General features: G+C 63.1%; 21 protein-coding genes. 12 read left to right on the top strand and 9 right to left on the bottom strand.

From position 1 onward, the window contains the following. Positions 1-448 precede the first annotated feature (448 nt). The 4 genes from AC1DZ5_RS06655 to AC1DZ5_RS06640 are packed head-to-tail and all read right to left on the bottom strand — an operon-like array spanning position 449 to position 3,638. Entirely contained in the window at positions 449-628 is a 180-nt protein-coding gene (locus tag AC1DZ5_RS06655; RefSeq protein ID WP_477887337.1) for a hypothetical protein, read from the bottom strand. A 36-nt stretch (positions 629-664) separates the two neighbouring features. Next, the gene (locus tag AC1DZ5_RS06650; protein ID WP_477887335.1) at positions 665-2,170 is read right to left on the bottom strand and encodes a tripartite tricarboxylate transporter permease; all 1,506 of its coding nucleotides are present in this window, start codon (positions 2,168-2,170) and stop codon (positions 665-667) included. After that, positions 2,170-2,679, bottom strand: coding sequence for a tripartite tricarboxylate transporter TctB family protein (locus tag AC1DZ5_RS06645; RefSeq protein WP_477887333.1), 510 nt, complete (start codon positions 2,677-2,679; stop codon positions 2,170-2,172). The genes AC1DZ5_RS06650 and AC1DZ5_RS06645 overlap by 1 nt, the downstream gene beginning before the upstream one ends. Continuing rightward, on the bottom strand, positions 2,679-3,638 hold the full coding sequence (locus AC1DZ5_RS06640) for a Bug family tripartite tricarboxylate transporter substrate binding protein (protein ID WP_477887331.1): 960 nt from the start codon (positions 3,636-3,638) through the stop codon (positions 2,679-2,681). The genes AC1DZ5_RS06645 and AC1DZ5_RS06640 overlap by 1 nt, the downstream gene beginning before the upstream one ends. Positions 3,639-3,753: 115 nt before the next feature. Between AC1DZ5_RS06640 and AC1DZ5_RS06635 the strand changes: the two genes are divergently transcribed. The 10 genes from AC1DZ5_RS06635 to tolA all read left to right on the top strand — a co-directional run bounded on the left by AC1DZ5_RS06635 (position 3,754) and on the right by tolA (position 11,843). Then, a complete protein-coding gene (locus AC1DZ5_RS06635) occupies positions 3,754-4,428 on the top strand; it encodes a response regulator transcription factor (RefSeq protein ID WP_310338520.1) in 675 nt (224 codons plus the stop codon). Position 4,429: 1 nt separating this feature from the next. Further along, on the top strand, positions 4,430-5,854 hold the full coding sequence (locus tag AC1DZ5_RS06630) for a sensor histidine kinase (protein WP_477887328.1): 1,425 nt from the start codon (positions 4,430-4,432) through the stop codon (positions 5,852-5,854). A gap of 10 nt (positions 5,855-5,864) precedes the next feature. Further along, positions 5,865-6,269: an RNA-binding S4 domain-containing protein gene (locus AC1DZ5_RS06625; RefSeq protein WP_477887326.1), complete on the top strand. Its 405-nt coding sequence runs from the start codon at positions 5,865-5,867 to the stop codon at positions 6,267-6,269. A 103-nt stretch (positions 6,270-6,372) separates the two neighbouring features. Continuing rightward, positions 6,373-7,488: a bifunctional 3,4-dihydroxy-2-butanone-4-phosphate synthase/GTP cyclohydrolase II gene (gene ribBA / locus AC1DZ5_RS06620; protein ID WP_477887324.1), complete on the top strand. Its 1,116-nt coding sequence runs from the start codon at positions 6,373-6,375 to the stop codon at positions 7,486-7,488. Between the two features lie 13 nt (positions 7,489-7,501). Continuing rightward, complete coding sequence (gene ribH / locus AC1DZ5_RS06615; RefSeq protein ID WP_477887322.1) at positions 7,502-7,969, top strand: 6,7-dimethyl-8-ribityllumazine synthase; 468 nt, start codon at positions 7,502-7,504, stop codon at positions 7,967-7,969. Next, entirely contained in the window at positions 7,969-8,508 is a 540-nt protein-coding gene (nusB, locus tag AC1DZ5_RS06610; RefSeq protein ID WP_477887320.1) for a transcription antitermination factor NusB, read from the top strand. Before ribH ends, nusB begins: the two co-directional genes overlap by 1 nt. Positions 8,509-8,525: 17 nt before the next feature. After that, the gene (locus AC1DZ5_RS06605; RefSeq protein ID WP_477887318.1) at positions 8,526-9,707 is read left to right on the top strand and encodes a pyridoxal phosphate-dependent aminotransferase; all 1,182 of its coding nucleotides are present in this window, start codon (positions 8,526-8,528) and stop codon (positions 9,705-9,707) included. An 18-nt stretch (positions 9,708-9,725) separates the two neighbouring features. Next, on the top strand, positions 9,726-10,421 hold the full coding sequence (gene tolQ, locus AC1DZ5_RS06600; RefSeq protein ID WP_477887731.1) for a protein TolQ: 696 nt from the start codon (positions 9,726-9,728) through the stop codon (positions 10,419-10,421). A 23-nt stretch (positions 10,422-10,444) separates the two neighbouring features. Further along, complete coding sequence (locus AC1DZ5_RS06595; RefSeq protein ID WP_477887316.1) at positions 10,445-10,879, top strand: ExbD/TolR family protein; 435 nt, start codon at positions 10,445-10,447, stop codon at positions 10,877-10,879. Positions 10,880-10,940: 61 nt separating this feature from the next. Then, positions 10,941-11,843: a cell envelope integrity protein TolA gene (gene tolA, locus AC1DZ5_RS06590; protein ID WP_477887314.1), complete on the top strand. Its 903-nt coding sequence runs from the start codon at positions 10,941-10,943 to the stop codon at positions 11,841-11,843. 73 nt (positions 11,844-11,916) lie between these two features. Here the strand turns inward: tolA and dnaE are convergent, their stop codons facing one another. Further along, a complete protein-coding gene (gene dnaE / locus AC1DZ5_RS06585; protein ID WP_477887312.1) occupies positions 11,917-15,483 on the bottom strand; it encodes a DNA polymerase III subunit alpha in 3,567 nt (1,188 codons plus the stop codon). Positions 15,484-15,610: 127 nt separating this feature from the next. Between dnaE and AC1DZ5_RS06580 the strand changes: the two genes are divergently transcribed. Together AC1DZ5_RS06580 and AC1DZ5_RS06575 are read left to right on the top strand one after the other, a co-directional pair. Continuing rightward, the gene (locus tag AC1DZ5_RS06580; protein WP_477887310.1) at positions 15,611-16,027 is read left to right on the top strand and encodes a hypothetical protein; all 417 of its coding nucleotides are present in this window, start codon (positions 15,611-15,613) and stop codon (positions 16,025-16,027) included. 46 nt (positions 16,028-16,073) lie between these two features. Continuing rightward, positions 16,074-16,826 carry a sulfurtransferase gene (locus AC1DZ5_RS06575; protein ID WP_477887308.1) on the top strand — a complete coding sequence of 251 codons (753 nt, stop codon included), beginning with the start codon at positions 16,074-16,076 and terminating at the stop codon, positions 16,824-16,826. A 15-nt stretch (positions 16,827-16,841) separates the two neighbouring features. Here the strand turns inward: AC1DZ5_RS06575 and AC1DZ5_RS06570 are convergent, their stop codons facing one another. The 4 genes from AC1DZ5_RS06570 to AC1DZ5_RS06555 are packed head-to-tail and all read right to left on the bottom strand — an operon-like array spanning position 16,842 to position 21,138. Then, positions 16,842-17,882 carry an alpha/beta fold hydrolase gene (locus AC1DZ5_RS06570; RefSeq protein WP_477887306.1) on the bottom strand — a complete coding sequence of 347 codons (1,041 nt, stop codon included), beginning with the start codon at positions 17,880-17,882 and terminating at the stop codon, positions 16,842-16,844. Further along, the gene (locus AC1DZ5_RS06565; RefSeq protein WP_477887304.1) at positions 17,866-18,909 is read right to left on the bottom strand and encodes a hypothetical protein; all 1,044 of its coding nucleotides are present in this window, start codon (positions 18,907-18,909) and stop codon (positions 17,866-17,868) included. The genes AC1DZ5_RS06570 and AC1DZ5_RS06565 overlap by 17 nt, the downstream gene beginning before the upstream one ends. Before the next feature lie 4 nt (positions 18,910-18,913). After that, positions 18,914-19,780 (bottom strand): class I SAM-dependent methyltransferase, encoded by an 867-nt coding sequence (locus AC1DZ5_RS06560; protein WP_477887302.1) that lies wholly within the window; start codon positions 19,778-19,780, stop codon positions 18,914-18,916. Further along, positions 19,777-21,138: an FAD-binding oxidoreductase gene (locus AC1DZ5_RS06555; protein ID WP_477887300.1), complete on the bottom strand. Its 1,362-nt coding sequence runs from the start codon at positions 21,136-21,138 to the stop codon at positions 19,777-19,779. Before AC1DZ5_RS06555 ends, AC1DZ5_RS06560 begins: the two co-directional genes overlap by 4 nt. Positions 21,139-21,142 lie beyond the last annotated feature (4 nt).

The following is a 21,142-nucleotide window of genomic DNA, read 5'->3' as shown; positions in this document are numbered from 1 at the left end:
GAGTTATCGCCGAACCGATGCTCAGCACAAGGCGCAGCAGTACATGCGGTAGGGTTGGTTAAGGTGGCGGGAAACGACGCGTAAGAAGTGGCAGGCACCCACACGGCAAACAGCATCAGGGCCGCGAAAACAAATCGGCGAATCATGGCCAAAACAGGATCAACCCGTCCAGAAAGAGAGACAACAACACGATTCATTCCCAGAGCCCACCCAAAAATTCAAAAACAACAAACTCATCTCTGCGGCAGCCGCCGCTTTGGGCACGGAGCATAAGGCCCTACGGTCGGAGGGGCCATCCCCCGTACGGGTGAATTTGCGCTGTTGTGGTGTTTGGCCGACAGTCAAAAGAAATTAGTAGCGCTCTTCTTTTGATAGCTGCTCGCGCAATAGGTACGGGGGCTAGAGGCAGATTTAATTCGAATCCGCCTCTCACTATTCCCAAGACACATCAAGAAGCCAGCTCCAGCGGCTTGCTGCGCCAAATCTTGTCTGCGTACTCCCCAATCGTCCGGTCCGATGAAAACGGGCCCATGGCTGCCACATCGACCTGCTCTTGGGCGGCGATGTCAAACGTGGCCCGCGCCGCCAGACCCACTATGAAAAAAGGAGCTGCTCCCGCATATTCCACGCGGGCTACAGCTCCTTTTAATGCCTAAACGCGGGCTCAGGCGGCTAACGCAGGCTTCTTCGCAAAGTGCTTGGCCACGCGCGGCAGCACCAGCACCGCCAGCACGATGATCAGCAGGATCAGCGACACGGGGCGCTGCAAGAAGATCAGGGCACTGCCCTCACCGATCGACATCGCGTTGCGCAGCTGGGCCTCGGCCAAGGGGCCCAGGATCATGCCCACGATGACGGGTGCGGTGGGGAAGCTGAAGCGACGCATCACCAAGCCCAACACGCCAATGCCGTACAGCAGGAACAGGTCAAACGCGCTTTGGCGCATGCCGTAGGTACCCACCGTGGCAAAGATCAGGATGCCGGCATAGAGCTGGGCCTTGGGCACCTTGAGCAGCTTGACCCACAGGCCCACCAGCGGCAGGTTCAACACCAGCAACATGACGTTGCCGATGTAGAGCGAGGCAATCAGTGCCCACACCAGCGCCGACGAGCTGCTGAACAACTGCGGGCCGGGCTGGATGCCGTAGTTTTGGAACGCCCCCAGCAGAATGGCCGTGGTGTTGGACACCGGAATGCCCAGCGTCAGCAGCGGGATCAGCGCGGTGGTTACCGTGGCGTTGTTGGCCGCCTCGGGGCCGGCCACGCCTTCGATAGCGCCCTTGCTACCGAACTCGGCCTGGTTCTCGCCTTTGGCCAGTTTCTTCTCGGTGGCGTAGCTCAAGAAGGTCGGGATCTCGGTACCGCCCGCGGGGATACAGCCAAACGGCGCCCCGATGGCCGTGCCACGCAACCAGGCCGGGATGGAGCGCTTCCAGTCGCTCTTGGTCATGGTGACGCGGCTCATCTTGTTCTCGGACTCGACCACCTTGCCTTCAAACAGCACGGCGTGCAGGGCCTCGGACACTGCAAACAGACCCACGGCCACCAACACGATTTCCACACCGTCCAGCAGCTCCGGCACATTGCCCGTGTAGCGCGCCTGACCCGTGATCTGGTCCATACCAATCAGGCCGGCCGCCAGGCCCACAAACAAGGCCGTCAGCCCGCGCACCGTGCTCTGGCCCAGCACTGCGCTCACCGTGGTGAAGGCCAGCAGCATCAGGCAAAAGTACTCTGGGGGGCCCAACTTGACCGCGTACTCCGCCACCACAGGCGCAAACAGCGTGACCACGATGGTGGCAATGGTGCCGGCCACAAACGAGCCGATGGCCGAGGTGGCCAGGGCCGCACCAGCGCGGCCGCTCTTGGCCATCTTGTTGCCCTCCATGGCCGTGACCATGCTGGCGGTCTCACCGGGCGTGTTCAGCAGGATGGAGGTGGTGGAGCCACCGTACATCGCGCCGTAGTAAATACCGGCGAAGAAGATCATCGAGGCGGTTGCGTCCACCTTGGTGGTGATGGGCAGCAACATGGCCACCGCGGTGGCCGGGCCAATGCCAGGCAGCACGCCCACAGCCGTGCCGAGTGCGCAGCCCACAAAGGCCCACAGCAGGTTCACCGGCGTACCCGCCGTGATGAAGCCCTGTAAAAGTTGGTTCCAGATATCCATCACAGCCATCCACTTTGAGTCAAGCCTGGCAAGTTAATGGCCAGGAACTTGGTAAACATCCAGTACACCGGGGCGGAGATCAGCAGCCCCACCACAGCGTCCAGCAGCCAGGGCCGCAGGCCACTGCCCGCCTTGCCCTGCGCCTGGCGCATGCCGCGCGACGCCAGCACAAAGCACAGCGCACAGCTGAAGACGAACCCGATGGTGGTGATCAGGGCCGCGTTAATCAGCAGCCCTGCCGACATCCAGACAAAGCCCATCCAGTAGGGTGGCTCGTCTCCGTCGGCGTCATCCATGTCGCGAAAGCCGCCCGTGGCGGCCTCCCAGACCAGAAAGCCGCCGCATACGAGCAGCGCTACCGACACCAGCCAGGGCAAAAAGTCGGGCCCGATACCGGCATAGCCGGCCTCCGAGGGGATGATCCAGGCGCCCACGGCCAGCCCAACGGCCAGCACCAGCACGCCCGCCCCCACCAGCATCTGCTGGCGCAGTTGGGTGGTTTGCAGCATCAGACCATTCCCGACAGGTGCATGATGCCGCGCAGGCTGGCGAATTCGTTGTCCACAAAGTCGTCAAAGGCCTTGCCGGTCAGCAGTGCGGGGGTCCAGCCGTTTTTCTCCAGCGACTCGGCCCAGGACTTGGACTTGGTGGCCTTCACCACCAGCTCGGTCAGCTCGGCACGTTGCTCAGGAGTGATGCCAGGCGCACCATAGACCGCACGCCAGTTGCCCAGCACCACGTCAAAGCCCTGCTCCTTCATGGTGGGCACATTGATGCCAGGCAGGCGTTTTTCCGATGTCACGCCAATCGCGCGCATCTTGCCGGCGGTGATGTACTCGGCAAATTCGCTGTAGCCGCTGCCGCCCACGGTGACGTTGCCGCCCAGAATGGCCGCAGTGGCTTCGCCACCGCCACGGAAGGCAACGTAGTTGACCTTCTTGGGGTCCACACCCACTTTGGTGGCCAGCATGGAAGCGCAGATGTGCTCAGTAGAGCCGCGCGAGCCACCGCCCCATTTCACGCTGCCGGGGTCTTTTTGCATCTGGGCGACCACGTCCTTCATGGTCTTCAGGGGGGAATCGGCTGGCACTACAAACACGTTGTACTCGCTGGTGATGCGGGCAATGGGTGTGGCCTTGTCCAGGGACACGGCGGGCTTGCCGGTGATGATGCCGCCCACCATCACCGCGCCGGTGATCATGATGGAGTTCACATCTCCCTTGCTGGCGTTGACAAACTGGGCCAGGCCGATCACGCCGGCGGCACCGCCCTTGTTCTCGTACTGCACGGTGTCGGCCACCTTGGCGTCGATCATGGCCTTGCCCAGGGCACGACCGGTTCCGTCCCAGCCACCACCGGGGTTGGCCGGAATCATCATTTTCAGATTGGCGGCCGCACGGGCGGTCAGGGGCAAGGCACCGGCAGCGGCCAGCACGGCCATGGATTTGAGGAAAGTATCGCGACGCATGGGAAGTCTCCTTTGTGTAATAACAGCACCTATGATGCGTGGCGAGCCTGTCAAACGGCTGTCCTTTTTTCTAGGTAAAAACCCCAGTTTCCGCCCGCCACCCCGCTGTCCTGCCATGCATTTGCTGCTGATTGAAGACGACGCTGCCCTGCACACCACACTCCAGCGCAGCCTGGTGCGTGCCCGGCTGCGGGTGGATGTGTGCAGCGATGGCGCGCAGGCCCTGGCCGCCTGGCAAACGCTGGAGCCTGACGTGGTGGTGCTGGACCTGAGCCTGCCGGGGCGCGACGGCCTGGACGTGCTCAAGGATGCGCGTGCGGCCGGCCTCAAGACGCCGGTACTCATATTGACCGCCCGCGGCACCGTGGGCGACAAGGTGCTGGGCCTGAACGCCGGCGCCGACGATTACCTGCCCAAACCCTTTGACCTGGATGAACTCGAAGCCCGCGTGCGCGCCCTGCACCGCCGCCATGGCGGTGCCATAGCAGCCGGGGGCGACGCCCAGGTGGGCAGCCTGCGACTGGACCGCGCCAGCGGCGCGATCTACCACCGCCATGAGGTGCTGGACCTGACCCCGCGCGAGCTGGCTCTGATGTCCGCCCTGATGGCCCGCCCCGGACACGCCGTGCCCAAGGAACGTCTGTTTGAAGTGGTGTTTCCAGGCGAAGCCGATGTGCAGTTTGAGGCGATTGAGGTGGTGGTCTACCGACTGCGCAAAAAGCTCAGTGCTACAGGCGTGCAACTCGTTACGCTGCGCGGCCTGGGCTACCTGCTGAAAGTGGCCGCCTGAGATGACAGGCCCCGCGACCAGCCTGTCGCTGCGCCGAAGCCTGCTGCTGGGCCTTTTGCTACCCATCCTGCTGTTCGTGGTGGTGGACACCATCAGCCTGTACCGCCAGGCACTGGGCGCCGTCAACACTGCGTACGACCGCACGCTGCTGGCATCGGCCAAGGCCATTGGCGAGCTGCTGGACATTGAAGGCGAAGGCAGCCAGGCCCGCCTGCGAGCGCTGGTGCCCTACTCCGCGCTGGAGGCCTTTGAAGCCGACAACCGCAGCCGCATGGTCTACCGCGTGTCCGACGCCAAGGGCGCTTGGGTGGACGGCGATGCCGACCTCGCCGCCTGGCGCGGCACCCTGCCCAACCAGGGGCCGTATGCGGCGCTGGTGGACTTTTACGACGACAGCTTCCGCGGCGACGCAGTGCGCGTGGCCGTGCTGCTGCAACCCGTGGCCAGCGGGCGCGAGCGCACCATGGCCATGGTGCAGGTGGCCGAAACCCTGGAGCTGCGCCGCACGCTGGCGCGGCAGATCCTGGTCGACACGCTGCAACGCCAGGCCATTCTGATCACCGTGATCACCGCGGTGGTGCTGATCGTGGTGCAGCGGGTCACACGCCCCGTGCGGCGCCTGAGCAGCAACCTGCAGCAGCGCTCGGAAGATGACCTGACGCTGCTGGAGGCGTCTGACCTGCCACGTGAGATTCGCCCACTGACCGACGCGACCAACCAAGTCATGCAACGCCTGCAGCACCTGCTGGACCATCAAAAGCGCTTTGTCCGCGACGCTGCGCACCAGCTGCGCACCCCGCTGGCGGTGCTCAAGGTGCAGGTGCAATCCGCCCTGCGGGGCGATGTAGGCCAGACCGAGGCCTTGCAGGAAATCCAGGTCACCGTGGACCGCGCCACCCAGCTGGCCAACCAGATGCTGTCGCTGGCCAAGGTGGAACAGGTCAAACAGCAGCAGGACTTTGCGCCTATGGACTGGTCGGACGCGGTGCGCGCCGTGGCGCTGGACGTGGCGCCCCTGATTGCCGAGAAAGACCTGGACTTTGACATCCACACCGTGCCCTGCCGGGTGCATGCCCACGAATGGATGCTGCGGGAAATGGCGCGCAACCTGCTGCACAACGCGGTGCGCCTGACGCCCCAGGGCGGCCGCCTGAGCGTGCAGATGGCGCTGACCGATGGAATGGCCGAGCTCACCATCCACGACAGCGGCCCCGGTATCTCGGACGAGCTGCGCATGCGGCTGTTCCAGCCCTTTGCGGCGGGTCACGCCCATTCGGGCTCGGGCCTGGGCCTGACCATCACGCGTGAAATGGTCCAAGCCCTGGGCGGCAGCATTCAGTTGGTTAACCGCTATGAGCAGGGGCAGATCACCGGGCTGGACGCCAGCGTGCGCCTGCCGCTGTACCGCCCCACGCCATTACACTGACGCTCACACCATGGAATCCATCCGCATCGACAAGTGGCTTTGGGCCGCCCGCTTCTTCAAAACCCGCTCGCTGGCCACCGATGAGGTCAACAAAGGCCATGTGCAGATGGCGCAGCATGACGTCAAACCCTCCAAGGAAATCCGGGCGGGTGACGTGGTGACCATCTGGCAGGCCAAGATCCCCCGCACCGTGGTGGTCAAGGGCGTGAGCGAGCAACGCGGCCCAGCCCCCGTGGCGCAGCAGTTGTACGAAGAAACGCCTGACAGCGTGACCAAGCGCATCGAGATGGCGGAGCGCAACCGCCTGGCCGCCGAACCGGCCCATGCCATCGAGCACGGCCGCCCCACCAAAAAGGACCGGCGCGAGCTGCAAAAGGGCTGGGATTCGCGCTGGAGCGCCTCCATAGACTCCTGACCCTACAGCGTCGCCAGCGGGTGGATTGCGGCGATAATTGCGTTCCGCCGAACCTGGCTTGGCCCAGCGTGCCGGCAGCACACACCATGAAAGCTGTTTTTCCATGACCGCCCTCTCCCCCGTCCCCATTTCCCCGGTTGAAGACATCGTCGCCGACATGCGCGCGGGTCGCATGGTGATCCTGGTGGACGAAGAGGACCGCGAAAACGAGGGCGATCTGGTCCTAGCGGCCGACCATGTGACGGCCGATGCCATTAACTTCATGGCCAAGTTTGGCCGTGGCCTGATCTGCCTGACCCTGACCCGCGAACGCTGCGAGCTGCTCAAGCTGCCCCCCATGGCCACGCGCAATGGCACCAAGCACAGCACCGCATTCACCGTGTCCATTGAAGCCGCCGAGGGCGTGACCACCGGCATCTCTGCCGCCGACCGCGCCCGCACCGTGCAGGCCGCCGTGGCCAAGGGTGCGGTGGCCAACGACCTGGTGCAGCCCGGCCACATCTTTCCGCTGCAGGCGGTGGACGGCGGCGTGCTCATGCGTGCGGGCCACACCGAAGCCGGTTGCGACCTGTCTGCCATGGCTGGCTGCACACCTGCCGCCGTGATCTGCGAGATCATGAAGGATGACGGCACCATGGCCCGCCTGCCAGACCTGCAGCTGTTTGCCGCCGAACATGGACTGAAGATCGGCACCATTGCCGACCTCATTGAACACCGCAGCCGCAACGAATCGCTGATCGAAAAGCTGGGCGTGCGCCCCATGCAAACCGCTTATGGTGAGTTCACCGCCCACGCCTTCCGCGACACCACGGGCCAGGGTGTGCACCTGGCGCTGGTCAAGGGCAGTTGGGACGCCGATACCGTGGTGCCGGCCCGTGTGCACGAGCCACTGTCGGTGCTGGATGCATTGGAAATCAACCGCTCCATGCACAGCTGGAGCCTGGACACCGCGCTGGCCCACATCGCCAAGGAAGGCAAGGGCGTGCTGGTGCTGCTGAACTGCGGCGAGACCGGCGAACAACTGCTGGCCCAGTTTGAAGGCACGGCCCGCGCATCGCAAGCGCCCGAGCGCGGCCGCATCGACCTGCGCACCTACGGCATCGGTGCGCAGATCCTGCTGCAATGCGGTGTGCACAAGGTACAACTGATGGGCAGCCCCCGCCGCATGCCCAGCGTGACGGGCTACGGCCTGGAAATCGTCGGCTATATCTGTAAATAAGGAAGACTCCACTATGTTTGGCGCAGACAAAGGCACCACTGCCGAAGACCGTTTGAACGGCAAAAAACTCTCCATCGGCATCGTGCAGGCACGTTTCAACGCCAGCGTGACCGATGCACTGGCGGCAGCCTGCAAGGCCGAGCTGGTCGCACTAGGCGTATCGGACAAAGACATTGACCACGTGACCGTACCCGGCGCGCTGGAAGTGCCCGTGGCCCTGCAGGCCCTGGCCGAAAAAGGCAAGTACGACGCGCTCATCGCACTGGGCTGCATCATCCGCGGCGAGACCTACCACTTTGAGCTGGTGGCCAACGAATCCGGCGCGGCCGTAACCCGACTGGCGCTGGACTACCAACTGCCCATCGCCAACGCGATTTTGACCACCGAAGACATGCCCCAAGCCATTGCCCGCCAAGATGAAAAAGGCCGCGATGCAGCCCGCGTGGCGGTCGAAATGGCGAACCTGCTGGAAAGCATTTAATGAGCGACACCCCCTCCTCCTCCACGGCCAAGCGCCCTCCCCGCCAGTCCCGCACCGGGCTGACGGCCACCGGCGCCCGCAAGGCCGCCGGCAAATCCAACCGCACCCGTGCGCGCGAATTTGCGCTGCAAGGCCTCTACCAAAGCCTGGTGGGCCGCAACACGGTGGAGGAGATTGATCCGTTCACGCGTGATCTGGCCGGCTTCAGCAAGGCCGACGCCGCCCACTTTGACGCGCTGCTGCACGGCTGCGTGGAGCAAGCCGAACAACTCGATGCACTGATTGTTCCGCTGCTGGACCGCCCCCTGGCCGAAATTTCGCCGGTGGAGCGCGCTGTACTGTGGATCGGTGTGTACGAATTCCAGCACTGCCTGGACGTGCCATGGCGCGTGGTACTGAATGAGTGCGTGGAGCTGGCTAAGGAATTTGGTGGCACCGACGGCCACAAGTACGTGAACGGCGTGCTCAACGGCCTGGCACCCAGCCTGCGGGCGTTGGAAGTAGAAGCCGACAAGGGCAAGAAATCTCGCAAGGCCTAGTGGGCACCACCACACCCATGCAGATATCGTCCCGCGCAAAAAACATTGAGCCGTTTTATGTGATGGAGGTGGCCAAGGCCGCTTCGGCCCTGGCCGCCCAGGTGGCGCACACCGATGCACCCATGGTGTTCCTCAACATCGGCGAACCCGACTTCACGGCCCCGCCGCTGGTGCAAGAGGCCGCACAGCGCGCGGTCCACAGCGGCCACTCCCAATACACCGCTGCCACCGGCCTGCCGCAGCTGCGTGAACGCATCAGCGCCTGGTACGCCAGCCGTTTTGGCGTGCAAGTGCCGGCCAGCCGCATTGTGGTCACCGCCGGCGCGTCTGCGGCGCTGCACTTGGCCTGTTTGGCGTTGATCGAGTCGGGCGACGAAATTCTGATGCCTGACCCCAGCTACCCCTGCAACCGCCACTTTGTGAGTGCGGCCGAGGGCAAAGCGGTCTTGATCCCCACCACCGCCGAGGAACGCTTCCAACTCAGCGCCGCCAAGGTGGAGGCGGCCTGGGGCCCGCGCACGCGCGGCGTGCTGCTGGCGTCGCCCTCCAACCCCACGGGTACCTCCATCCACCCGGATGAGCTGCGCCGCATCCACCAGGTGGTGCAGGCACGCGGCGGTGTTACGTTGGTGGACGAAATTTACCTGGCGCTAAGCCATGACGCGCAGTTCGGCCAGACAGCCCTGGCGCTGGACGACAACATCATCAGCATCAACAGCTTCAGCAAGTACTTCAACATGACCGGCTGGCGCCTGGGCTGGATGGTGGTGCCCGAAGCACTGGTGAGCGTGGTGGAGCGCCTGGCGCAAAACCTCTTCATCTGCCCCAGCACCATTGCGCAGCATGCCGCACTGGCCTGCTTCGAAGACGCCAGCCTGGCGCTGTACGAGCAGCGCCGCGCCGAGTTCAAAGTGCGGCGCGACTACTTCATCCCCCAGCTCAATGCGCTGGGGCTGACGGTACCAGTCATGCCCGATGGTGCGTTCTACGCCTGGGCGGATTGCTCGGAACTTTGCCGCAAGCTGGGGATCAAGGACAGCTGGGACTTTGCCTTTGAAGTGATGAACCGCGCCCATGTGGCCATCACCCCGGGGCGGGATTTCGGCACGGCGCAGACGGCCCAGTTTGTGCGCTTCTCGACCGCCAGTTCGATGCAACAATTGGAAACAGCGATTGCCCGCATCCGTGCGATGCTCTGACCCTTCACGCCGCGACCACTGATGAACCAAGACCTCTCCATCCTCCATTTGGTACTCAACGCCAGCATCGTGGTGCAAGCCGTCATGCTGCTACTGATGCTGGTGTCCATCACCAGCTGGGCCGCCATCTTCCGCAAGTTGTTTGCGCTGAACCGGGTGAAGGCCCAGAACGAAGCCTTTGAGCGCGACTTCTGGTCCGGCTCCAGCCTGAATGACCTGTTCACCACCGCCAGCAAAAATGCCGCGAACGGCGGCCCGATGGAGCGAATTTTTGCCAGCGGCATGCGCGAGTTCCAGAAACTGCGCGAACGCCGCATCACCGACGTGGGCACGCTGATGGACGGCGCCCGCCGCGCGATGCGCGCCAGCTTCCAGCGCGAGATGGACGAGGTGGAAAGCAACCTGTCCTTCCTCGCCTCCGTGGGTTCCGTCTCTCCGTATGTGGGCTTGTTTGGCACTGTGTGGGGCATCATGCATGCCTTCACCGGCTTGGCATCTCTGCAGCAAGTCACGCTGTCCACCGTGGCCCCCGGCATTGCCGAGGCGTTGGTGGCCACGGCCATTGGCCTGTTTGCGGCCATCCCCGCGGTGGTGGCGTACAACCGCTTTGCGCGCGACCTGGACCGCATCTCCATCCACCAGGAAACCTTCATCGAAGAGTTTTCTAACATCCTGCAGCGCAACGTCAGCGCCCAGGGCACCGCCCCCCGCTAACCCACGCCCAGGAGCACATCCCCATGCCCGCTGTAGCCGGTCGCGGCCGAGGCCGCCGCACCATCAACGAGATCAACATGGTGCCCTTCATCGACGTGATGCTGGTGCTGCTGATCATCTTCATGGTGACCGCCCCGCTGATCACGCCCAGCATGATTGACCTGCCCAGCGTGGGCAAGGCGTCGCGCCAGCCGGACCAGATCATTCAGATCGTCATTGGCAAGAACGACGGGCTGGAAATGAAGGTCAAAGAGCAGACTACCCCCCTGGTACTCAAGGACCTGGCCGCCGCCGTGAAGCGCGCCCAAGGTGCCAAAGACAGCGTGGCCGCCGCTGGCTCCGCCGTGGTCATCAGTGCCGACAAGACCGTAAAGTACGAGAGCGTGGTCCAGGTGATGGACACGCTGCAACGCGCGGGCATCCAGCGCGTGGGCCTGTCGGTGCAACTGGCCAACTAACGCAAGGCCCATGCAGCCCAGCCGCCAACATCTGGAATTTGCACCTCCGCACACGCCGGGTATGCTGCGCGCGTTCGCGCTAGCCATTCTGGCCCACATGGTGCTGGTGTTCATTCTGGCCGTGGGCGTGGCGTGGAAACGTGAAACCCCGCCCGCCACGGTAGAAGCCGAGCTGTGGGCCAACATTCCCGTAGAGGCCGCGCCACCACCACCCGAACCCCAGGCGGACCCGGATCCGGAACCCGCGCCCCCCCTGCCCGTGCCGCCAACACCCCGCACCGCGCCACCACCTGACGCACCCAGCCAGGCCGACATTGCCCTGGCCAAGGAAAAGGCGCGCGTGCAGAAAGAGAAGGAACAGCAGAAGCTGGAACTGGACCGCAAGCTGCAGGAGAAGCAGCAAAAGGAAAAGTTGGAAAAGGACAAACTGGAGAAAGACAAACTCCAGAAGGCCAAGGACGCGAAAGAGAAAGACGCCAAGGACAAACTGGCGCGCGACAAGGCCGAGAAAGAGAAGGCGGACAAAGCCAAGACCGCAGACGCCGCCAAGCAGAAGGCCGCCCAGGCCAAGGCGGAAGCACAGAAGCTGGAAGACCTGCGCCAGCAAAACCTCAAGCGCATGGCGGGGCTGGCTGGTAGTGGCGATGCCAATGCGGCGGGATCGGCGGCCAAGAGCGCAGGGCCATCTGCAAACTACTCTGGTCGAATCAAGGCCAAGATCAAGCCCAACATCACTTACATCGAAACTATTGTGGGCAACCCGACTGCCGAGGTCGAGGTCCGCACCTCCCCAGACGGCACCATTCTGAGCCGTCGCATCGTCAAAGGCAGTGGTAATAAATCCTGGGATGACGCAGCCCTTAACGCGATTGACAAGACCGGTGTGCTTCCGCGGGATGAAGATGGGCGAGTGCCATCACCCATGATCATCATCATGTCTCCGCAGACGATGATCGGAAACTAGGCTGCTAGCGGCCTGCTACAGTTTCAATAGCTGCCCGCGCATATTCCACGCGGGCTAGCAGCCAATTTCACTCTCAATCGTAGGCAATCACTGCCTTACCCTGGAACGCCTGGGCCCGCCAGCCCGCCAGCGCGGCGTCGCTGGGGAAGAACTTGGCGGCCTCGCCCAAATGCAGTTCGGCCAGCGAGCCGGGAATGTCTTCGCCATCGGCAGCCGCGCATTGCACCTGCAGGCGCACGGCCAGGCCGCGCACCAGCTCACCCTGCTCTGACATTTCGCGTTCGGCCGGAAACTCGCGCAGCATGGCCGGCACATCGGGTGCACGCTGCTGGCCATCCAGCTGCACGGCCACGCGCAAGTACTTGCCAAAGCGGCAGCGTGCCTGCTCCAGGCTCCAGACCTGCTGCACCACAAAGCGCGCCGCAAAGCCATTGCGCCCCTGCTGCAAACGGCCGCTGACGATAACCAGGGTGTCATCCTGCAACAGGCTGCGGTAGGTGGTCAGCATGGCTTCGTCGGCCGTGGCCTCGATAGCAGCAGACTTGTCGTCCAGCGAAAAGATGCCCACCTTGCCGCGGTTGCCGTTGATGACCCGAAAGCCGCTGATGATGCCGGCCAGGATCTGCGGTTCGCGGGTTTCCAGCACCTCCTCAATCGGCCGCTTGGCAAAGCGACGCACCTCCAAAGCCATCTCGTCAAACAGGTGACCAGAGAGGTAAAAACCCACCGCTGCTTTTTCCTGCGTCAGCTGCTCGCGCACGCCCCAGGGCATCACCTCCACCAGGTCGGGCTCTTGGGTGCTCGACCCATGGTCGTCTTCGCCACCCATATCGAACAGGCCGTGTTGGTTGGCATTGGCTGCGCTGGCGGCGGCAAAGTCAAAGGCGCGGTCAATGCTTTCCACCAAGGATGCGCGGTTGAGTTGCAGCGTGTCAAAGGCGCCGGCTTTGATGAGGGCTTCCACGCAGCGCTTGTTCAGGCGGCTGCGGTCCACGCGGCGTGCAAAGTCAAACAGGCTCTTGAACGGGCCGGACTCTTCGGTGGGGCCGCGGCCTTCGCGCGCCGCCACAATGGCTTCAATCGCCTGCTGACCCGTGCCCTTGATGGCGCCCAGGCCATAGCGAATTTCCTTGTTCGAGATGGGCTCGAAACGGTGAAAACCGCGGTTGATGTTGGGCGGCTCAAAGCTCAGGCCCATCTTCTCGGCGTCTTCGAACAGCACCTTGAGCTTGTCGGTGTCGTCCATTTCCACCGTCATGTTGGCGCAGAAGAACTCGGCCGTGTAGTGCACCTTGATCCAGGCCGTGTGGTAGGCCAGCAGCGAGTAGGCAGCGGCGTGCGACTTGTTGAAGCCGTAGCCCGCGAACTTCTCCATCAAGTCGAAGACCTCGTCGGCCTTCTCTTCGCTGATGTCGTTCTTCGCGGCACCGGCACGGAAGATGGTGCGGTGCTCGGCCATCTCCTCGGCCTTCTTCTTGCCCATGGCGCGGCGCAGCATGTCGGCGCCGCCCAGCGAGTAGCCGCCCAGGATCTGCGCGGTCTGCATCACCTGTTCCTGGTAGACCATGATGCCGTAGGTCTCGCTCAGCATCTCGGCCACCAGCGGGTGCGGGTACTCAATCACCTCTTTGCCGTGCTTGCGCGCCACAAAGCTGGGGATCAGGTCCATGGGGCCGGGACGGTACAGCGCGTTCAGCGCAATCAGGTCTTCCAGGCGGCTGGGCTTGGCGTCCACCAGCATGCGCTGCATGCCCACGCTTTCAAACTGGAACACGGCCTCGGTCTTGCCCTCGCTGAACAGGCGGTACACCCGCGCATCGTCCAGTGGCAGGTTCTCGTAGGCAAACTTCTCCTGGCCCGCGTGGCGCTTCATGATGAACTCGCGCGCGATCTCCAGAATCGTCAGCGTGGCCAGGCCCAAGAAGTCGAACTTCACCAGGCCAATGGCCTCCACGTCGTCCTTGTCGTACTGGCTCACGGCCGAGTCGCTACCGGGCTGCTGGTAGAGCGGGCAGAAGTCGGTCAGCTTGCCCGGCGCAATCAGCACACCCCCAGCGTGCATGCCGATGTTGCGGGTCATGCCTTCGAGCTTGCGCGCCATCTCCAGCAGCGTCTTGACGTCTTCTTCCTTAGCCTCGCGTTCGGCCAAAATGGGTTCCGCCTCGCTGGCGTAGATGTACTTGTCGCTCTTCTTGCCGTCGGTAGGAGGCAGTTGCAGCGTGACGTTGGTGCCCGGCTTGTTGGGGATGAGCTTGCTGATGCCGTCGCAAAACGTATAGGGCATATCCAGCACGCGGCCCACGTCGCGGATCACGCCACGCGCTGCCATGGTGCCGAAGGTGGCGATCTGGCTCACGGCGTCCTTGCCGTACTTGGCCTTCACATAGTCGATCACCAGGTTGCGGTTGGTCTGGCAAAAGTCGATGTCAAAGTCGGGCATGGAAACCCGCTCGGGGTTCAAGAAGCGCTCAAACAGCAAGTTGTACTGCAGCGGGTCCAGGTCGGTAATCTTGAGTGCGTACGCCACCAGAGACCCCGCGCCAGAACCCCGGCCAGGCCCCACCGGGCAGCCGTTGTTTTTGGCCCAGTTGATGAAGTCCCCCACGATCAAAAAGTAGCCGGGGAAGCCCATCTTCAGGATGGTGCCGATCTCAAACTCCAGGCGCGCCACATAGCGCGGCATCTCGGCCTCGCGCTTGGCCGCATCGGGGTACAGATGCGCCATGCGGTCCTTGAGCCCCTCAAACGATGCGTAGCGAAAATACTCCTCGGGCGTCATGCGCTCGCCGTTGACCAGGGGCGTCGGGAATTCGGGCAAGTAGTTTTTGCCAAGCACCAGCGTCAGGCTGCAACGCTTGGCAATCTCCACGGTGTTGGCAATGGCCGAGGGAATATCGGCAAACAACGCCTCCATCTGCGCCGCGCTCTTGAAGTACTGCTCGCGTGTGAATCGGCGCACCCGCTTGGGGTTGCTGAGGATCTCGCCATCAGCAATGCAGACGCGCGCCTCGTGGGCTTCAAAGTCGTCGGGCTCGGTGAACTGGATGGGGTGGGTCGCCACCACGGGCAGCATCATGCGCGCGGCCAGTTGCACGGCAGCCACCACATGGGTCTCATCGTCCGTGCGGCCCGCGCGCTGCAGCTCCAGGTAAAAGCGGTGTGGGAACAGGCTGGCCAGTTGCATGGCGGCCTCGTAGGCGCGGGCCGTGTCACCCTGCACCAACGCCTGGCCCACCGGACCGGCCTGCGCACCGGCCAGGCAAATCAGCCCTTCATGCAACTCCTTGAGCCAAGCCATCTTCACCACGGCCTGGTTCTTCACCACGTTCTGGGTAAAGGCGCGCGCGATCAGCTCCGAGATATTGAGGTAGCCCTGCTTGTTCTGCACCAGCAAAATGATGCGCGACACCGCGGCGGGGTCGGTCCCCAGGCCTTCCAGAATGACCTCGGCCCCGATCAGCGGCTTCACCCCCTTGCCACGCGCGCCCTTGTAAAACTTGATGGCACCGAACAGGTTGTTCAGGTCGGTGATGGCCAGGGCCGGCTGGTTGTCCTTGGCGGCCACCTTGACCACATCGTCGATGCGGTTGGTGGAGTCGACAACGGAAAACTCAGTGTGGAGGCGCAAGTGGATAAACATGGCTTCATTGTAGTTTTGGCGACGTACCCCCAGGGCGTGCGGGGGCCGGTTGCACCCATAATGCGGAACAGGAGACCTCAAATAAATGCGGACCGGAGCCGTTGTTTTCTGTTATCGGAGTTTGTGAATGGCCGCACCCCTTTTCAGGCCCCATGGATCCGCGCAGGTGGAATTGGACGGCGCCATCCTCTCCGTGCATATGCGCGGCCACTGGAACGCGGAAATGCGCAGCCAGACGGCCCAGGCCATGATGGAGCATGCGTCCACGCTGAATGCCGCCGGCCCCTGGGCCATCATCAATTTTCTGCACGATACGCTGGTCTACAGCGAAGAAATTTATACCAGCACGCGCCAGGCCTATTCTTCGCGTTCGCCAGAATCCAAGCTTGCAGCTATTGCCTTTGTGGTGGGGCCGGAAGTGGAAGGCGCCAACCTGATGCGCCCCAAACTGGAAAACTTGCTGGATGGCATCATCACCTCGCGCGTATTCACCGACCCGGCGGATGCCCGGCAGTGGCTGCTGGCTCAGTTGCAAGGCGACTGAACCCACCGCCGCACGCGGCATGGGCGGACAAACTTAAAATCAGGGGGTGAACACCATCCTGAACATCTCTAGCTACAAGTTTGTTTCCATCACCGATGCGCCCGCGTTGCGTGAAGTGCTGCTGGCGCGGGCCACGGCGCTCAAACTCAAGGGCACCATCCTGCTGGCCGAAGAAGGCATCAACCTGTTCCTGGCCGGCCCAGCCGACGACGTGCGCGGCTTTGTGACCCAGTTGCACTCCGATGCCCGCTTTGCCGACATCGCGCCCAAAGAAAGCTGGTCGGACACGCAACCGTTCAAGAAGATGCTGGTAAAGGTCAAGGGCGAGATCATCCGCATGAACCACCCGGCCATCCAGCCCGCCCAAGGCCGTGCACCGGCTGTGGCGCCCGCCACCGTGAAACGATGGCTGGACCAGGGCCATGACGACAACGGTCGCCCTGTCGTGACGCTGGACACCCGCAACGACTTTGAGGTGGACGAAGGCACCTTCGATGGCGCCATCGACTGGCGCATCACCAAGTTCACCGAGTTCCCCGACGCCCTGCGCAGCCACCTGGACGAGCTCAGAGGCAAGACCGTGGTGAGCTTTTGCACCGGCGGCATCCGCTGTGAAAAGGCCGCCATTCTGATGCGCGAAGAAGGGCTGGAGCACGTCTACCAACTGGAGGGCGGCATCCTCAAGTACTTCGAGGAAACCGATGGCAGCCACTACCACGGCGGCTGCTTTGTGTTTGACGAGCGCCGTGCGCTGGGTGCGGACCTGCAGACCGTGGGCCTGGCAGACAGCGCGCCCTGACCCTGCAAATACTTTTTACGGCCGATTGGCCACGAGCACTTCACCCAGCTTGCCGTTGAACAACGCGGGATCCTCGATCTGCGGGATGTGACCCACGCCCGACAGCATCAACAATTGAGACCCCGGCACCAGCTTGGCAATCGCTTCGGCTTGTGCTGGCGGCGTGATGGTGTCCAGCGCCCCCCAAACCAACGTCAGCGGCATCGCAAGCTGGCGGTAGCCCAGGGGTCGTTCACTCGCAAACGCGCCGTGCTCGGCGCCGAACTGCATAGCCCAGTCCCCCAGTGACGCGCTGAACCCCTTCAAAACAAAGGGTTCGCGATAGATAGCCGTCCGTTCTGGCGTGACCACTTCCTTACGCGCTACAAATTGTCGCAGCCAGAATTCGCTGAATAGTGGCTGGGTGCCGACGGTCGCGATGAACGCTGTGCGCAAAGGCCGCACACCCAACAGGGTACCGACGATGCCAGGTTCGGCCAACGGCGCAGGCTGCTCCTGCATACCGACCGCCGCATCCAAGAGAATCAGATGGCGGAAACGGTCGGGGTACAGCATGGCGGCCTCGGCGGCGGGCCCTCCGCCATACGAATGCCCCAACAAGGTCACGGGCCCGCGCCCCAGCGTGTCGACCAAGGCAGCGATGCGCCGCGCCTGAGCTGTGCGGCTGTAGTCACGTGAGGCAGGCCGCGTGCTAAAGCCGAACGGTGGCAGGTCGACCGCGATAACGCGGTAACCAGCGTGTGCCATGGCTTGCACATTCTGGTCCCAGGTGCCGCTCCAGGCGCCAGTGCCATGCGTCAGCACCAGGGGTGGCGCTTGCGGATCACCAAACTCCTGCACATACAGGTCGACATCTGCGGCATGCAGCCAGCGACCGCTCGCCGGTGCACCTTGTTTGGGATCTCGGTCCTCAACCCACCAGGCCCGCCCCCACGACAGCAACAGCACCCCGGCGACTACCAGGACCAAGATCGCCACCACCCGCAGCAAACGAACTTGCAGCGGGCCGCGGCGTTTCTGCGTACTGGAGCGCTGCGCTTCAGTAATCGAAGACATGCTCGACCTGCAGTTTCGCGCCCTTCCACTGCCGCAGCGACTGCGCCAGCGCATTCACCGGAACGGCCAGAAGCACGCGTTGCACGCCAGGCCGCGTGAGGATGGGTTGAACCAGTAGCTGCGAAAGCGATGCATCTGGCTTCCAGGTATCAGGCGCCAGCACGCTCACCAGGATGAAGGAGTCGTTGCCAGCAATCTCCGCAAAGTCCACGCCCTGGTCCGCTAATGCCTGGGAATACACCGTGAAGGCCTCATAGCGCGGCACCGTGACCAGCGCGGCGCCATCGGGTAACTCGGACACCAGCTGGAGATCCGGCAAGGCACCGTCGGACTTCGGCGCGGGCTTGGCCACCACAGCCGTCACCATCAGCGGCGCGTCGTAGATCGACTTCGTGCCCATCTTGATCAGCTTGGCGTAGCCCTGCTTGACGAGGTACTCGGACGTCAGCGCAAAGCGGCGTTCCCACTTGCGAAGCATGTCCGGCCCGCTGGCAGGCACGTCCCGCCACAGGCCGTTGAGCGCCTTGCCGAAGTCATACTCGTACCAGGGCAGTACCCGGATGAACTTCACATAGTCCTGCGCCACCGTCGCCGCGTACGCATCTTCCGGCGTGGGCTTGTTGGCGATGGAGGCGGAGAGCCGGCCAACCAATTGCTCGTAGGCCGATTTGATGGCGTACTCCACCGTGGTGCTGGTGCCAATCACCATGATCATCAGGTGGTAGCCGGGGTTGAGGTCTAAGCCTCGCCGCTGTGTCTCGTCAAACACCGCTTTGTAGCTCTGCCAGAACTGGCCGATATGGCCGTAGTAAGGGAAACGGCTGGGCTCGTTGGCGGCGATGAACTCTCCGTACTCGTGCGGGCTGAACACCAGGAACCATTCCGGGTAGGTCAGCAGCGTCTGCTCCACGCCGCGCACATGCTCTGGCCCGGCGACGGGTCTGCTGGGTGCGGCCACCGCGGTAACCAAGCAGCCGCAAGCCACAAGCAGGGCCAGTGAACGCCACAGGCTCTTGAAGACTGTCATGTGGTCAGCCCCCGGTTTTGGTGAAGGCCAGTAGCACGTTGTCCGAGGGATCGTGCGCCTGCAGCTCGCGCTGGCCGCGGTCGGTCAAGCCACGCTCGCCCAGGTAGGCCACCCACTGCGCGATAGGGCGGAAGAAGCGCAGCTCACGCTGGTTGGTTTCCCAGGTTTCATTGAGACCCGCATTGAAGACGGTGTGCACCAGCGACACAAAGGTGAACATTTCAGGCGTGGTCACGTCGTGGTCACGCAAAATGAAGGTGCCACCCGGGCGCAGCACGCGAACGATAGAGCGCACGAACGCATCCAGCTTGTCCAGCGGGCAGTGGTGTAGGCCGATGTAGCAGGTCACCAGGTCCATACTCGCATCGGGGATATCGGCAGATAGTGGGCCGTAGTCCAACAGCACGAATTTGCCGATCTTGGCCAAGCCACCGCGTTCGGCGATGTCCACCGGTGAGTTCGTAGCTTCAAACTCATTGACCAGGAACAGCGGGCCAGTCACCGTAATGCGCTTGCGCAGCTCACTGATGTAGCGGCCGGTAGAGCCAATCTCGGTATAGCCGTCGATGCGCCGCGCGCTGCCCAGCAGGCGCAATGTTTGGTCTGCCATCTCACGTTTCTGCTTGAACAACGAGGGCAGCGCGAGCCGCAGGTCGGCCAGGAAGGGCTTGATCTTGGGCAACTCCCGTTGCACGCGGCGGTAGATGGCCTCGTCATCGCCCAGCTCCTGCGATGTCTGCTTGATCAGCGTGTGGAAACGGTCCTCCGGATAAAGCCGGTAGATGTTCTGCAGGAACTTGTAGAAGCCGTCGTGCCAGTGCGTTTTGGTGAACACGGCCTGGAATTCGGATGCGGGCTTGGTATCGATCATGGCTGGGCCTCGAGGGTGGGAGCGTAATACTTGTCCCAGAGCACATTGCGGAAGCGGAAGTTGGGGTCGAGCCGGCGTTTGAGCGCGAACAGTTCTGCAGCACGCGGATAGGCGGCATGGAACTGCGCGTCTGTGGCGTGCGGCTGGTAAGGCAGGTAGTAGGCGCCACCGCAGGCAATGGCAGCGTCGATCAGTTCGCGCGTCCACACAGCCACGCGGTTGATGGCGCTGTCGCGTGTGCGCTGCTTGTAATACAGCACGAAGGCGAAGGTCTCGCCACGTGCCCAAGCCAGCAGGGTGCCCGGATCTTTTTGCGCGTGCCGCACTGAGACGTTCAGCGCATTGACACGGTGGCGCTGCAAGATCTCGGCCATCTTGGGCACGAATTCATCGAAACGCTCCACGGGAATGAAATACTCCTGCAGCACGTAGGTGGTGTGCTTGCGTGACGCAGGCTCCAGCTCGGCCACGTCGTAACCGGCCTCGAAATTGCGCCAGTGCACCTTGCGAAAAAGGTACAGCAACGGGTCAATCAGGTACTCGCGCCGCCACTTGCCCAACGGTGTTTCGGTTACTGCCCACACAAAGTAGCGGTTGACGGGGTAGTTTTCGCCGCCTTGTTGCAGACGGCGTGGCTCGGTGGTGGCCTCGTCGGTACGCGCCCAGGTCACCGATCGCACCTTGCGGTAGTGCGGTGGATACAGGTCGGCGTTATGAAAGACGGCATCCTGGAAATAGCGCACCTTGGACTTGAAGTGGCCGATGTACTCGGCCGCACTCATCTTGCGGGCCAGCCGCTTGACCTTCACGTTGTCCGCCAAGCTTAGCTCCGCCTCCACGATCACCGCGACGGCGTTGTAGCCGCCGATGACAGCATAGAACAGCTCGGCGTTGGACTCGGGCGACGCGTCCTCCATGCTGCCATCGGCCAGCACGACCTTGATGGCCCGGACCGACATCACCACCGCGCCCAGGCCCATGTAGCGCCCGTGGCAGTTCACACTGAGCGCACCGCCCACGGTGAAGTTGGCGTAGGTTTGCATGATCTTCACGGCCAGGCCATGGGGATCGACGAAGCGCTGGATGTCACACCAGCGAATGCCTGCCTGCACGCGGATTACCTTTTCGGCCGGGTAAAACGCAACCACTTGGTTGAGTTCACGCATATCCAGGTGCAGGGTGTTGGGGCTGGCGGTCTGCCCTCCCATGCTGAAGTGCCCCCCGCCCACCGAGATGGCGCCGTCCGTGCGGCGCACGGCCTCGACGACCTCCCCCACACTGCGCGGTTTGCTGATGGCCCAGACCGCCACAGGGTTCAGGCCGGTGACATCGTTCACGATCAAGCTGTTGTCTTGCATAGCA

Source organism: Rhodoferax sp. P1_F3 (genome assembly GCF_056405715.1).
Note: the sequence above shows the minus strand (reverse complement) of the source record. Positions and strands in the feature narration are given on the sequence as shown.

Bases quoted from the DNA above. Each gene is read 5' to 3' on its own strand.
- dnaE (WP_477887312.1), bottom strand. From the start codon at position 15,483: ATGTTTATCCACTTGCGCCTCCACACTGAGTTTTCCGTTGTCGACTCC.
- ribH (WP_477887322.1), top strand. From the start codon at position 7,502: ATGTTTGGCGCAGACAAAGGCACCACTGCCGAAGACCGTTTGAACGGC.
- AC1DZ5_RS06650 (WP_477887335.1), bottom strand. From the start codon at position 2,170: ATGGATATCTGGAACCAACTTTTACAGGGCTTCATCACGGCGGGTACG.
- AC1DZ5_RS06560 (WP_477887302.1), bottom strand. From the start codon at position 19,780: ATGATCGATACCAAGCCCGCATCCGAATTCCAGGCCGTGTTCACCAAA.
- AC1DZ5_RS06645 (WP_477887333.1), bottom strand. From the start codon at position 2,679: ATGCTGCAAACCACCCAACTGCGCCAGCAGATGCTGGTGGGGGCGGGC.
- AC1DZ5_RS06605 (WP_477887318.1), top strand. From the start codon at position 8,526: ATGCAGATATCGTCCCGCGCAAAAAACATTGAGCCGTTTTATGTGATG.
- AC1DZ5_RS06630 (WP_477887328.1), top strand. From the start codon at position 4,430: ATGACAGGCCCCGCGACCAGCCTGTCGCTGCGCCGAAGCCTGCTGCTG.
- AC1DZ5_RS06640 (WP_477887331.1), bottom strand. From the start codon at position 3,638: ATGCGTCGCGATACTTTCCTCAAATCCATGGCCGTGCTGGCCGCTGCC.
- ribBA (WP_477887324.1), top strand. From the start codon at position 6,373: ATGACCGCCCTCTCCCCCGTCCCCATTTCCCCGGTTGAAGACATCGTC.
- AC1DZ5_RS06570 (WP_477887306.1), bottom strand. From the start codon at position 17,882: ATGTCTTCGATTACTGAAGCGCAGCGCTCCAGTACGCAGAAACGCCGC.
- AC1DZ5_RS06595 (WP_477887316.1), top strand. From the start codon at position 10,445: ATGCCCGCTGTAGCCGGTCGCGGCCGAGGCCGCCGCACCATCAACGAG.
- AC1DZ5_RS06580 (WP_477887310.1), top strand. From the start codon at position 15,611: ATGGCCGCACCCCTTTTCAGGCCCCATGGATCCGCGCAGGTGGAATTG.
- nusB (WP_477887320.1), top strand. From the start codon at position 7,969: ATGAGCGACACCCCCTCCTCCTCCACGGCCAAGCGCCCTCCCCGCCAG.
- AC1DZ5_RS06555 (WP_477887300.1), bottom strand. From the start codon at position 21,138: ATGCAAGACAACAGCTTGATCGTGAACGATGTCACCGGCCTGAACCCT.
- AC1DZ5_RS06635 (WP_310338520.1), top strand. From the start codon at position 3,754: ATGCATTTGCTGCTGATTGAAGACGACGCTGCCCTGCACACCACACTC.
- tolA (WP_477887314.1), top strand. From the start codon at position 10,941: ATGCTGCGCGCGTTCGCGCTAGCCATTCTGGCCCACATGGTGCTGGTG.
- AC1DZ5_RS06625 (WP_477887326.1), top strand. From the start codon at position 5,865: ATGGAATCCATCCGCATCGACAAGTGGCTTTGGGCCGCCCGCTTCTTC.
- AC1DZ5_RS06565 (WP_477887304.1), bottom strand. From the start codon at position 18,909: ATGACAGTCTTCAAGAGCCTGTGGCGTTCACTGGCCCTGCTTGTGGCT.